This window comes from Arthrobacter sp. 001422645, assembly GCF_059816125.1.
This window is the reverse complement of sequence record NZ_JCBANT010000001.1, coordinates 482549-495338: the sequence shown is the minus strand read 5'-3', so window position 1 is coordinate 495338 and position 12790 is coordinate 482549. Positions and strand designations below refer to the sequence as shown.

9 protein-coding genes are annotated in these 12790 nt (G+C 66.6%); 4 read left to right on the top strand and 5 right to left on the bottom strand.

All coding sequences use genetic code 11. From position 1 onward, the window contains the following. Positions 1 to 126: 126 nt before the first annotated feature. The 4 genes from AC6EUH_RS02325 to AC6EUH_RS02310 all read right to left on the bottom strand — a co-directional run bounded on the left by AC6EUH_RS02325 (position 127) and on the right by AC6EUH_RS02310 (position 5788). Complete coding sequence (locus tag AC6EUH_RS02325; RefSeq protein WP_499737682.1) at positions 127 to 384, bottom strand: hypothetical protein; 258 nt, start codon at positions 382 to 384, stop codon at positions 127 to 129. Between the two features lie 95 nt (positions 385 to 479). Beyond that, positions 480 to 3245 carry a cation-translocating P-type ATPase gene (locus AC6EUH_RS02320; RefSeq protein ID WP_499737681.1) on the bottom strand — a complete coding sequence of 922 codons (2766 nt, stop codon included), beginning with the start codon at positions 3243 to 3245 and terminating at the stop codon, positions 480 to 482. A 25-nt stretch (positions 3246 to 3270) separates the two neighbouring features. Further along, a complete protein-coding gene (gene ppk2, locus AC6EUH_RS02315) occupies positions 3271 to 4104 on the bottom strand; it encodes a polyphosphate kinase 2 (RefSeq protein WP_499737680.1) in 834 nt (277 codons plus the stop codon). A gap of 241 nt (positions 4105 to 4345) precedes the next feature. Further along, complete coding sequence (locus tag AC6EUH_RS02310) at positions 4346 to 5788, bottom strand: PucR family transcriptional regulator (protein ID WP_499737679.1); 1443 nt, start codon at positions 5786 to 5788, stop codon at positions 4346 to 4348. Between the two features lie 145 nt (positions 5789 to 5933). Here AC6EUH_RS02310 and AC6EUH_RS02305 point away from each other — a divergent pair, with 145 nt between their 5' ends. From AC6EUH_RS02305 to AC6EUH_RS02295, 3 genes are all read left to right on the top strand, one after another. Beyond that, positions 5934 to 7364, top strand: coding sequence for a gamma-aminobutyraldehyde dehydrogenase (locus tag AC6EUH_RS02305; RefSeq protein ID WP_499737678.1), 1431 nt, complete (start codon positions 5934 to 5936; stop codon positions 7362 to 7364). A 150-nt stretch (positions 7365 to 7514) separates the two neighbouring features. Then, positions 7515 to 8879 carry a 4-aminobutyrate--2-oxoglutarate transaminase gene (gene gabT / locus AC6EUH_RS02300; RefSeq protein ID WP_056424902.1) on the top strand — a complete coding sequence of 455 codons (1365 nt, stop codon included), beginning with the start codon at positions 7515 to 7517 and terminating at the stop codon, positions 8877 to 8879. A gap of 242 nt (positions 8880 to 9121) precedes the next feature. Further along, positions 9122 to 9994 carry a universal stress protein gene (locus AC6EUH_RS02295; RefSeq protein WP_056424905.1) on the top strand — a complete coding sequence of 291 codons (873 nt, stop codon included), beginning with the start codon at positions 9122 to 9124 and terminating at the stop codon, positions 9992 to 9994. A gap of 27 nt (positions 9995 to 10021) precedes the next feature. Here the strand turns inward: AC6EUH_RS02295 and rarD are convergent, their stop codons facing one another. Further along, positions 10022 to 11062: an EamA family transporter RarD gene (rarD, locus tag AC6EUH_RS02290; RefSeq protein WP_499737677.1), complete on the bottom strand. Its 1041-nt coding sequence runs from the start codon at positions 11060 to 11062 to the stop codon at positions 10022 to 10024. A 175-nt stretch (positions 11063 to 11237) separates the two neighbouring features. Here rarD and AC6EUH_RS02285 point away from each other — a divergent pair, with 175 nt between their 5' ends. Next, positions 11238 to 12698 (top strand): FAD-dependent oxidoreductase, encoded by a 1461-nt coding sequence (locus AC6EUH_RS02285; RefSeq protein WP_056424911.1) that lies wholly within the window; start codon positions 11238 to 11240, stop codon positions 12696 to 12698. The last annotated feature ends 92 nt before the right edge of the window (positions 12699 to 12790 follow it).

Below are 12790 nucleotides of genomic sequence, written 5' to 3'. Positions count from 1 at the left end.
GAGTGGCCGGTGGGCGTATTCGGGGCACCCCGCAGGGGCCCGCGCCGAGGGCTCAGGCAAAACGATCCCCCGGCGAGTCAGCCGGTGTGGCCGCTGTGCCGGGGGATCAGGGGAGTGCTGGGAGGCTTACTGGAACTGCCCGAACTGGAAGGGCCCGGTCCCGCCGGTGCTGACGAGGGGACCGTCCACCAGGGGGCCGTCGACGAGTCCGCCCTCGATCAGCGGTCCGAATGTGAGCTGGTTGTTGGACGCCGCGTCGCTGGTCACCGCGGTGGTGTCAGGTGCGGAGGCGGCCTGCGCCGGCATCGAAGTCACGGCGAGGGCAGAGAATGCCAGTGCTGATCCAGCAGCGATCCGGGCAGCGGTCTTGAGGGTCTTGGTCACGTTCATCTCCAGTTAGGTAGCCGTACAGTTTCCACACACCAAGAAGGTGTCATGAACTATTCGGACCTGCGTGGAGACCGGATGGGTTGGTGTGGTCAGGCGGGGACCGCGGAAGCGGGGGCCTTGGCCGTAACCTTCGAGTGCCGTGCCCGAAGGATCAGCTTGAACAGCTCGCCGAGGATCAGCAGCACAACAGCCGGAACCAGGCAGACCAGCCACTGCTGACCGGTGAGCGGGACGGTGCCGAAAAGGTCCTGCAGCACCCGGATCTGGGTGATCAGCATCGAGCCGACGATGGCCCAGGCGAACGCCCAGAGCAGCTTCGGGTTGGACACCGTGGACGGCCCGAAGGCGCTTTCCTCGGGGAACCGCAGGTTGAGCGCGACCGTGATGTTCATCAGCCCCAGCCCCACGATGGCCATGCTCTGGCCGACGTCGAGGGAGTCGTAGCTCGTCTTGCCGATCTGCACGAGGACCAGCGTGGCGGCCGCCATGAACAGTCCCACGATGAACAGGCGCACCATCATCGACCGGACAATGATCGGCTGATTGAACGGCCGGGGCTTGCGGTCCATGATGCCCGGCGTCGCGAGATCCAGGCCCATCACCGCGCCGATGGGGGCGACGATTGCCATGTGGATCCACAGCACCTGGGCCGGGCTGAGCAGCGCCGTGCCGGCGATCGCGAACGCGGACGATCCGATGAACGCCAGGATGAACATGAACAGGTTGGCGACCTGGATCCGGATGAACTTCTGCAGGTTGTCGTACACCAGCCGGCCTTGCTCCACCGCGGCCACGATTGTGGCGAAGTTGTCATCGGCCAAAATCATCTTGGCCGCTCCCTTGGCGACGTCGGTGCCGGTGATGCCCATTGCGATCCCGATGTCGGCCGCAGCGATGGCCGGCGCGTCGTTCACGCCGTCGCCAGTCATCGCGACGATGTTGCCTTTGCGCTTGAGCACCTCGACGAGCCTGACCTTGTGCTCGGGCGCCACGCGGGCGATCACGCCGATCCCGTCGATCTGGCTGTCGGCCTCGGCGTCGGTCATCGCCGCGAACTCGGCCCCGGTGACCGCGCGGCCCCTGATGCCCAGTTCGTCGGCGATCGCGGCCGCGGTGATGGCGTGGTCGCCGGTGATCATCCGGACCCGGATGCCGGCGTGCTTCGCCTTGGCGATGGCGGCCACCGCTTCGGCGCGCGGCGGGTCCACCTCACCAATCAGCGCCGAAATCTCCAGGTCCTGCATCAGCGCCATCAGGTCGCCCGAGGGCTGGAACGTTGCCAGGTCGAACTCGCGCTGCGCCAGGGCGAGCACCCGCCGGCCCTGGCTGGCGATGCGCTCGTTCGCGGCCAGCACTTTCGCCCGCATTTCCTCGGTAAGGGTCTCGGCGCGGCCGCCCGGCATCCGCGCGGACGTGGACCTGTTGAGGACGACGTCGGGTGCCCCCTTCACGTAGGCCCGGATCACCGGCCGGCCGTCGGCCCCCGGCATCCGGTGGAACGTGGCCATGAACTTGTAGTCAGAGTCAAAGGGCACGGACGCCACGCGGGGGTTGTTCCGGCGGAACTCCGTGACGTCCACGCCGCCCTTCTGCGCGAGGACGTACAGTGCCGCCTCGGTGGGGTCCCCGATGACTTCGCCGTCCTGGATATCGGAATCGTTGCACAGGGCGCACGGGAACATCACGTAGTCGAGGTCGCGTTCGGCGTCGCCGGTGGTCCGCTGGACCTGGCCGTCGAAGCTGTACCCCTCACCGCTGACCGTGTAGTGATGCTGTACGGTCACGATCTCCCGCACAGTCATCTGGTTCAGGGTCAGGGTGCCCGTTTTGTCCGAGTTGATGGCGGATGTGGAGCCCAGCGTCTCCACCGCAGGCAGGACCTTCATGATGGCGTTCTTTTTGGCCATGTTGACCGAGCCGACCGACAGGATCGTCGTGACGACGGCGGGGAGCGCATCCGGGATGGAGCCGACCGCCAGCGCGACGCCGATTCCGAAGAGCACCGCGAAGGAGTCGCCCTGGGCCAGGCCCATCACGACAATCGCGACGAACGCGAAGAGGGCCGCGATGATGATGAAGATGGTGAGCCGGTCGACTTGCTTCGTGAGGGGGGTCTTTTCCTCTTTTTGTCCGGACAACATGTGGGCGATGTGGCCTACCTCGGACCCCATGCCCGTGGTGGTCACGAGGATCTCGCCGTGTCCACGCGTCACGTTCGTGTTCATGAACGCCATGTTCACGCGGTCTCCGATGCCGACGTCGTGCCCGCCGATGGGTGCGGTGTCCTTCTCGACCGCGACGCTCTCCCCGGTCAGGGCCCCCTCCTCGATCTGGAGCGTGGCGGCAAGGACCACCCTGCCGTCGGCGGGGATGCGGTCACCGGCGTCGACCATGACGATGTCGCCGGGAACGATCTGCTCGGCGGGGAGCTCCGTCATCACGCCGTCGCGGCGCACCTTGGCCATTGCCTTCATCATCTGCCCCAAGGAGGCGGCGGCCTCTTCGGCCTTGCCTTCCTGGTGATATCCCAGCCATGCGTTGAACAGCGTCAGCAGGGCAAGTCCGATCGCCGTGCCGTATTCCGCGATCAACAGGCTGACCAGGGCAGCGACCACGAGCACGATCTGCATGTAGTCCCGGTAATGCTTGAAGAACCGTTTCCACACCGGTTCCTGCTTCGCGGCGGCCAAGGCGTTCGGGCCGTATTCCTGCAGCCGCTGCTGCGCCTCGGCCGTGCTGAGGCCGCTGGCCGGGTCCACCCTCAGTTCGGCCGCCACCTCTGCCGGTGCCAGTGCGTACCAGGTCGCGTCCGGCTCGGTCGCGGCCACGGCTGCTGTTCCGGGATTGTCGTTCATGACTTCCTCCTCATGGCGGCGCTGCTCAGAACGGGGTTGGGACGCGCCGCACCGCGAGGCTCGGCTCGCGGTAGTTGCCGGCCTTTTGGCGGTTCGGTAGTTCGACGTCGAGTCCCGGGAACGGCTCGTACGGCACCTGGCTGAGCAGGTGGCTGATGATGTTAAGCCGGCCGCGCTTCTTCACGTCGTTGTTCGCGACGAACCAGGGGGCCCATGCGGTGTCGGTCGCCGCGAACATGGCGTCCCTGGCCCGGGAGTAGTCGTACCACCGTTTGTAGGACTTCAGATCCATCGGCGAAAGCTTCCACGTCTTGCGCGGATCGTCCATCCGGCTCTTGAGCCGACGCGTCTGCTCGTCCGCGCTGACCTCAAGCCAGTACTTCAGCAGGATGATGCCGGAGTCGACCATCGCCTTCTCCACCAGCGGAGTCATGTTGAGGAACCTCTGGGTCTGCTCCGGGGTGCAGAAACCCATTACGCGCTCCACTCCCGCACGGTTGTACCAACTGCGATCGAAGATGACCACCTCGCCAGCCGCTGGGAAGTGCGCCATATAGCGCTGGAGATACATCTGGGACTTCTCCCGGTCCGTCGGTGTGGGGAGGGCCACCACCCTGAATACCCGGGGGCTCACCCGCTCCACGATGCGCTTGATCGTGCCGCCCTTGCCGGCCGTGTCGCGGCCCTCGAAGACGATGCAGATCTTGGCTCCGGTGGACTTCACCCACTCCTGCATTGCGACCAGTTCGCCTTGCAGGATGGCCATCTCCGCCTCATATTCCTTGCGCGGCATCTTGGTTCGGGGCGGCCCCTCCGCCGGTTCGTCGGCGCTCTTCTTGGTGCTCTTCTTCTTGCCCACGTTCGGCCTCCTAGTCGGGTACTTCCTAGGGCGAATCAGGCAGCCGAACTGCGGCACCGACGGGACTGGCACTTCCGCCCGTGGAAGGGGACGGAGAGGCGCAGGCACCTTTTCCGGGCGCTCTTGTGCAGCGTACTGCCTCTCCCAGTCTTGCGACCGGCCGCGGTCCGGTCTACGGCACTAAGACCCTATTGAGGTGCTGTTTCCCGCGTTGCTGTGGGCAAGGAGGGGGCAAGGAGGGTCAGCGCGGGTGCCGGGCGCTCAGCCGCTGAACGGCCAGCGCGAGCCACAGCTGCACCCGGTCCGACGTTTGGGCGGGGTCGTAACCGGTGAGTTCAGTGATCTGGGCGAGCCGGTAGCGGACCGTGTTCCGGTGCAGCGTCAGCTCCTCGGCGACGGCGGCCACCGAGCCGTTGTTGTTCAGGTAGCTCTCCAGCGTGGTCATCAGCTCGGCGCCATGGGTCGCATCGAAGCTCCGGAGCGGATTGAGTGACTCGTTCGCCATGTCAGCCAGCGGCACATCCTCGCTGGCCAGCAGCAGCGACGTCAGGCTCAGCCGTTCCGGTTCGTTCACGGGCAGGCCGTGGCTGGCGGCATCGCGCGCCTCAAAGTAGCTCCAGCGCAGCCCGTTGGGCTTGGTATACGCCCCGCCGATCCCAATCGTGGCGTGGATCCCGGCCTCGGCAAGGTGGTCGCTAAGGCTCCTGGCCAGGGCGCTGGCGCCGCTGCCGTCGTCGGGGACCACCGCGACCAGGTCCTTTCCGACGACGGCGCTCACCGATTTTTCCAGCGGTTGCGGCAGGGAGGACGTCACGAGCTGCTTGAAGTGGGGAGCGGACTCAGCCAGCAGGACCACGTTCCTGCGGGTGCTGTTGACCCCGATGCCGGCGAGCCGGCGGGTCGCTTCGCTGGGCTCGAGGGTCCCGTGGATCACGTCCTCCAGGACCTGCCCGGCCAGGGCGCGCTGGGACTGGCGCTGCTTGACCATGTTGTTGAGTTCGACGCTGATCAGGTTCTGGGCGTAGCCCACGATCCCGGAATCCTCGAACGGCTGTTTCACCCACAGGGTGCACGCGTCGCGGCGGCCGGTGGGAATCGGGAAGGACGTCCAGCCTTCGGTGCTCGGCGCGGGGTTGCCCGGCACGGTGCTGTAGAGCTGGGCAGTGAACTGGGTCAGCACGATCTCTGTCCGTAGCATGGACCCGAGGTGCTTGAGGAGTTCGGTCAGTCCGCCGCCGGTGAGCAGGGCGCGGGCCAGGATCTGGTGCCCGGCGATGAGCCGCTCCAGCTTGGTGAAGTGGTCCGCCGACTGGGCGTCGGCGACGAGCTTGCCGATCGCGATGAACGGTGTCTCATACGGCACCTCGACCACGGGCAGCCCCCAGCGGTTGGCCTCGGCAATCAGGGCCGGGGGCACGGCGTCGTGCGTCAGGCCGATCCCGAAACCGATCCCCACCGCGCCGGCGCGCTGGACCTGGCGGACGAAGCGGCGCTGTTCGGGGGCGCTCTTGAGCCGCATGCCCGTGGTGAGCACCAGTTCCCCGCCATTGAGGAACCGCTGCGGGTCCTCCTGCTCCGTGACGGCCACCCACACAATGTCCTGGTGCCAGGTGGTCTCCGCGAGGCCCGCCTTGGCGAGTTTGAGGGACGGAACCCCCAGCAGGGCAGCGAGTGAAATGGCCATGGATTCAGGATAGCCGGGGGCTGGTCAAGCGCACTAAAATGTGGCGTCAACGGTGTGCAGGTGACTATTCCCCGGGGTTGACCGGCTGGCATAGGCTCGGAGCAGTCTCATTGGGTCCTTTTCAGCGTGAAAGAGGTTGTACACCGTGGTTCAAACCTTGCAGAACTTCATCAACGGCGAGTTTGTCACCCCCGCCGGAACCGGGGTGCTGGACATCGTCAATCCCACCAACGGCGACGTCGTGGCCACCTCTCCGATCTCGGTCGCGGCCGACGTCGACGCCGCCATGACGGCCGCGCAGGACGCCTTCAAAATCTGGAAGCACACGACGCCGGGGCAGCGCCAGCTGATGCTGCTCAAGCTCGCCGACGCCGTCGAGGCAAACAGCGACGAACTGGTCGAGGCCCAGCACCGCAACACCGGCCAGGTCCGGTCCCTGATCGCCTCCGAGGAAGTCGCCGCCGGCGCCGACCAGCTGCGCTTCTTCGCCGGCGCCGCCCGGATCATGGAGGGCAAGTCCGCCGGAGAATACTTCGAGGGCCACACCTCCTACGTGCGGCGCGAACCGATCGGCGTCGTCGCGCAGGTGGCACCTTGGAACTACCCGTTCCTGATGGCCATCTGGAAGATCGGTCCCGCCCTGGCGGCGGGCAACACCGTGGTGCTCAAGCCCTCGGACACCACCCCGGAATCCACCCTCGTCCTGGCCCGCCTCGCCGGCGAGATCTTCCCGGCCGGTGTACTCAACGTTGTTCTGGGCACCGGCGAGACCGGCGCGCTGATGGTGGAGCACAAGGTCCCCGGCCTCGTCTCCATCACCGGCTCCGTCCGGGCCGGCATCGCGGTCGCCTCCGGCGCCGCGAAGGGCCTCAAGCGGGCCCACCTGGAGCTGGGCGGCAAGGCCCCTGCCATCGTGTTCAAGGACGCGGACATCAAAAAGAGCGCCGCGGCCATCGCCGAATTCGCGTTCTTCAACGCCGGCCAGGACTGCACGGCGATCACCCGCGTGCTGGTCCAGGACGAAGTCCACGATGACGTCGTCGCAGCCATGGTGGAACACACCAGGACCCTGCACACCGGTTCGCAGAACGACGAGGACAACTACTACGGCCCGCTCAACAACGTGAACCACTTCAATGCCGTGACGTCCGTGGTGGAGCACCTCCCGGCGAACTGCAGGATTGAAACCGGCGGCCACCGCGCCGGGGAGAAGGGCTTCTTCTTCGAGCCCACCATCATCACCGGTGCCAAGCAGACCGATGACATTGTCCAGAAGGAAACCTTCGGACCCGTCATCACGGTGCAGAAGTTCAGCACCGAAGAGGAGGCCGTGGAGATGGCCAACGACGTTGACTACGCCCTCGCCTCCAGCGTCTGGACCACGGACCACGGCACCGCCATGCGCGTCAGCCGCGACCTGGACTTCGGTGCGGTGTGGATCAACACCCACATCCTCCTCACTGCCGAGATGCCGCACGGCGGCTTCAAGCAGTCCGGCTACGGCAAGGACCTCTCCATGTACGGCGTTGAGGACTACACCCGCATCAAGCACGTCATGTCTGCATTAGATGCATAACGCTGTCGCATAACCACAGATGCATAACGCTGTCGCATAACTACAGACGCATAACGCTGTCGCCTGATCCCCGCCGGCGCCCCAATCTCGCTCCGCTTCGGCCAGGGAACCCGGCCGGCGTCGCCCCATTCAGTAAAGGAAGGCTCTCCCATGACCACCACCGCCCATGACATCACGTACCGTCTTGAGCAGAAGCGCCGCGTCCAGGCCGATTTCCCCGGCCCCAAGTCCGTGGCCCTGACCGAGCGCCGCAAGGCCGTCGTCGCCGCCGGCGTCGCGTCCAGCGTCCCCGTCTTCGTCGCCGACGCCGACGGCGGCATCATCCACGACGTCGACGGCAACTCCTTCATCGACCTCGGCTCCGGCATTGCCGTGACCAGCGTCGGCGCCTCCGACCCGGCCGTCGTCGGCGCCGTCAAGGAAGCCGTAGAGCACTTCACGCACACGTGCTTTATGGTCACGCCCTACGAGGGCTACGTCGCCGTCGCCGAGCAGCTGAACCGGCTCACCCCGGGCGACCACGAGAAGCGCACCGTGCTGTTCAACTCCGGCGCCGAAGCCGTCGAGAACGCCGTCAAGGTGGCCCGCCTCGCCACCGGCCGGGACGCCGTCGTCGCCTTCGACCACGCGTACCACGGCCGCACCAACCTGACCATGGCGCTGACCGCCAAGGCCATGCCGTACAAGACCAATTTCGGCCCGTTCGCGCCCGAGGTCTACCGCATGCCGATGAGCTACCCCTACCGCGAGGAAAACCCGGAGATCACCGGTGCGGAGGCTGCCAAGCGCGCCATCACCATGATCGAGAAGCAGATCGGCGGCGAGCAGGTTGCCGCGATCATCATCGAACCCATCCAGGGCGAGGGCGGCTTTATTGTCCCCGCCGAGGGATTCCTGCCGGCACTGGCCGCGTGGGCCAAGGACAAGGGCATCGTCTTCATCGCCGATGAGGTCCAGTCCGGTTTCTGCCGCACCGGCGAATGGTTCGCCGTGAACCACGAGGGCGTCGTCCCGGACATCATCACCATGGCCAAGGGCATCGCCGGCGGCATGCCGCTTTCCGCCATCACCGGCCGCGCCGACCTGCTCGACGCCGTCCACCCGGGCGGCCTCGGCGGCACCTACGGCGGCAACCCCGTGGCGTGCGCCGCGGCCCTGGCGTCCATCGGCTCGATGGAGCAGTACGGCCTCAACGCCCGCGCCAAGCACATCGAGGAGCTGGCCCTCGGCAAGCTGCGGGACCTGGCCACGGAGCTTGCCGACCGGTCCGTGATCGGCGACATCCGCGGCCGTGGTGCCATGCTGGCGATCGAGCTGGTCCAGGCCGGGTCGAAGGAACCGAACCCGGAGCTGACCAAGGCTGTTGCCGCGGCCTGCCTCAAGGAGGGCGTCATCATCCTCACCTGCGGCACCTACGGCAACGTCATCCGGCTCCTGCCGCCGCTGGTCATCAGCGACGAACTGCTGCTGGACGGCCTCCAGGTCCTGGCCTCGGCCATCAAGGCGCACGCATAAGCAGTTCGGCCACCCGGAATCCGGCCACAGCAGCAGAGCCGCGGACACAGGTCCGTGGCTCTGCTGCGTTAAGCCCCCGGACTGTTTTGTTTTGCGCCGTTTCCGCCCGCCGGTTCCCGCCACATCCGGGTCCCGCTGGGCTAGAGTCGTTCCTACCACTGCAGGAACGCAGACCGGCCGACGTCGCCCGGAACCCCCGGAGCAAAGCTGGCTTCTGCCACAGACCCATAAGGGGTTCATACATGCGATACGTAGTTGGCTATACCCCCAGCGAACGCGGCGCCGACGCCGTTGCGCTGGCGTCTGCTCTGGCCCGCGCCCAGGGGGCGCACCTTGACTTGGTTTACGTCGTGGACCGGCGCACGCCCTATGTCGCGATGAACCCGGAGGGAAGCCGTGTCAGCGCCGCGGAGCAGAAGGTGCTCAGCGCGGAACGGGAGGGCCTGGCCCTCGTCCCGAAGGACCTCGAGGCCAGGTTCCATGTCCGCCAGGCCGACTCACACGCCGCCGGCCTCATCGATGCCGCCGTGGAATACAAGGCCGGCCTGATCGTCGTGGGCGCAGCCAGCGCCGGGCTGTTCAAGCGCTATACCATCGGAAGCGCGGCCAACGCCCTCCTGCATGCCTCGCCCGTTCCGGTGGCGCTGGCACCCCGCGGTTACCGCCACACGGAGCCGATCACCCGGCTGACCCTCGCGGTAGGCCAGCGCACCGGCGCGGAGGCGGCGATCGACGTCGCGGTTGAAGCCGCCGAGCGCCACGGTGTCCCGCTGCGGCTGGTCTCGCTGGTGGAACTTGACGCCGAAGGGGACAGCGGCGAAAACATCAACGCTGCGCACGTCCACGCCAACACCGTCCTTACGGCGGCCGCACACCGGCTGCCGGAAGGCCACCAGGTCACGGTGGAAGTCGCCCATGGGCGCACCATCGAGGAAGCCATCGACGACCTCGAATGGGACGACGGCGAGATCATGATCGTGGGTTCGTCCCGCCTGGCGGAGAAAAACAAACTGTTCATCGGCAGAACGGCCAACAAGGTGCTCCTTGCCCTGCCGGTGCCGATGATTGTGGTCCCGCGCGACTACGAACGGTTCGACACCAGCCCCGAGGACTGACGGCGTCAGGCCGTTCCGCCGCCTGGGTCAGGCTCGGGCGGCGGAGCGGGCCAGCCTGCGGGTCACGGAGTTCCTCCGGGTAGCGAGCAGCATGTCCACGGTCAGGATCAGCAGCGCGAGCCAGACGACGCCGAAGCCGATCCAGCGGTCCGTCGTCATGGGCTCATGGAACACGGCCAGCGCCACGATGAACTGCAGCACGGGGGCGAAGTACTGCAAGAGGCCGATTGTCGTCATCGGCAGACGCCGGGCCGAGGCGCCGAAGAACAGCAACGGCACGGCGGTGATGATCCCCGACGCCGCGAGGAGCCAGAAGTGCGCGGCGCCGTAGGCGGCCAGCGTCGCGGATCCGCTGAGCGCCAGCATGGTCATGGCGGCGGCCGCCACCGGCGCCAGCACGATCGTCTCTACCGTGAGGCTGGTGATCGCGTCAGCCCGCGGGCCGACACGCTTTTTGACGAAGCCGTACAGACCAAAGCTCAGTGCCAGGGTCAAGGCAATCCACGGCAGTTTGCCGTAGGAAACGGTCAGGACGCCCACGGCAATGAAGCCGATGCCGACGGCGGCCCACTGCAGCGGCCGCAGTTTCTCCTTCAGCACCACCACACCCAGCAGGACCGAGACGAGCGGGTTGATGAAGTAGCCCAGTGACGCCTCCACGGCCTGTCCGGTGGTCACGCCGTAGACATACGTCAGCCAGTTCACCGCGATCAGGACCGCGGCGATGGCCAGCGGGAAGATGACTGTGCGGTTGCGGAAGGCTGCTCCGAGGACCCGCCAGGAGCGGGTGATGGTGATCAGCAGCACGCAGAACAGCAACGACCAGAGCACCCGGTTGGCCACAATTTCGACAGCTCCTGCGGGTTGCAGCAGGAAGAAGTAGAGGGGCATGAGCCCCCACAGGCCGTAAGCGCCGATCCCGAAGATGATTCCCGCCGTCGTATCCGTGTCCACTGCCTTGAGCGCGGCCGGCGGACGCTTCGCCGCGTTTGCGCCGGGGGCAGCAGCGCCCGGAGAGGTCAGTGCGGCTGGGGAGTGGGATCCGTCGGGGGTAGGCACAAGATCCATAACACCACCCGCGGGGCGCCTATTCCTGCCTTTGGACCCGATGTTCCGGGCGTCGGGGCGCAGATCCCTGCGACGTCAGGCACCAGGGCGCCCGCACCGGGGTGCGGACATTTAGAATAGGGGGATTGTGCGCTGCTTGATCCGGCGCAGCCGCTAAGACTCAGAAGGGCTCCCGGTGTCCAACTCGGCCAAAACTTCGCCTGAAAGTTCGCCTAACAGAACGTCCAAACGTCCGCTCCGCGTTGCGATTGTCGGCGCCGGACCGGCCGGCGTCTACGCCGCGGACATCCTGACGAAGTCCAATGAAGTCAAGGACGGCGACTTCGAGGTCAGCATCGACCTCTTCGAGGCGTACCCGGCCCCGTACGGCCTGATCCGGTACGGTGTCGCCCCGGACCACCCGCGGATCAAGGGGATCGTCAACGCGCTGCACAAAGTCCTGGACCGCGGCGACATCCGGTTCCTGGGCAACGTCACCTACGGCCGCGACCTGACCCTGCACGATTTCCGGTCCTTCTACGACGCCGTGATCTTCTCCACGGGCGCCATCAAAGATGCGGAGCTGGACATCCCCGGCGTCGGGCTCCAAGGGTCCTTTGGCGGGGCCGACTTCGTCTCCTGGTACGACGGGCACCCCGACGTGCCGCGTGACTGGCCGCTGGACGCGAAGGAGATCGCGGTGATCGGCAACGGCAACGTGGCCCTCGACGTCGCCCGGATGCTGGTCAAGCACGCCGATGAGCTGCTGGTGACGGAAATCCCGGACAACGTTTATCAGGCGCTCAAGAACTCCCCGGTCACGGACGTGCACGTATTCGGCCGCCGCGGCCCGGCGCAGGTGAAGTTCACCCCGCTGGAACTGCGCGAGCTTTCCCACGCACGCGACGTCGACATCGTCCTCTATCCGGAGGACTTCGAATTCGACGATGCCTCCGACGAGGCCATCCGCAGCAACAACCAGATCCGCACCATGGTCAACACCCTGACGAACTGGCTCGTCGAGGAGCACGCCGAGGCCGAGGAACCGTCGTCCCGCCGGCTGCACCTGCACTTCCTGCACAGCCCCGTTGAAATACACGACGACGCCGACCACCCGGGAAAAGTCACCGGCATCAAGTTCGAGCGCATGCAGCTGGACGGCACCGGCAACGTCAAGGGCACGGGGGAGTTCCTCGACTACCCGGTCCAGGCCGTCTACCGGGCCATCGGCTACCACGGCTCGCCGCTGGACGAACTGGAATACGACGCCCGCCGCGGCGTGATCCCCAACGAGGGCGGGCGTGTGCTCGACGCCGACGGCAATCCCGTCCCGGGCATCTATACAACGGGCTGGATCAAGCGCGGGCCCGTAGGCCTGATCGGCCACACCAAAGGCGACGCGCTGGAGACCATCGGCTTCCTGCTCGAGGACCGGCTCAGCCTTCCGCCGGCGCAGAACCCGGATCCGCAGGCGATCCTCGACCTCCTGGACGAGCGCGGGATCGAATACACCACGTGGGAGGGGTGGAACAAACTCGACGCCCGCGAACTCGCCCTCGGCGCGGAGTGGTCCGCTTCCCCGGACGCCAACGGCATCGTGCGGGAACGCGTCAAGGTGGTCCCCCGCGAGGACATGGTGCAGATCTCCCGCGGCTAGCCCTCCTGTCGCCGCCGCTCTGGCGGGGGCCCGGAACGCCCCGTAGACTCGACTGGACATGGTTGCCTCCGGCATGCCGTCGCGCTTGACGT

Bases quoted from the DNA above. Each gene is read 5' to 3' on its own strand.
- AC6EUH_RS02320 (WP_499737681.1), bottom strand. From the start codon at position 3,245: ATGAACGACAATCCCGGAACAGCAGCCGTGGCCGCGACCGAGCCGGAC.
- AC6EUH_RS02310 (WP_499737679.1), bottom strand. From the start codon at position 5,788: ATGGCCATTTCACTCGCTGCCCTGCTGGGGGTTCCGTCCCTCAAACTC.
- gabT (WP_056424902.1), top strand. From the start codon at position 7,515: ATGACCACCACCGCCCATGACATCACGTACCGTCTTGAGCAGAAGCGC.
- AC6EUH_RS02295 (WP_056424905.1), top strand. From the start codon at position 9,122: ATGCGATACGTAGTTGGCTATACCCCCAGCGAACGCGGCGCCGACGCC.
- rarD (WP_499737677.1), bottom strand. From the start codon at position 11,062: ATGGATCTTGTGCCTACCCCCGACGGATCCCACTCCCCAGCCGCACTG.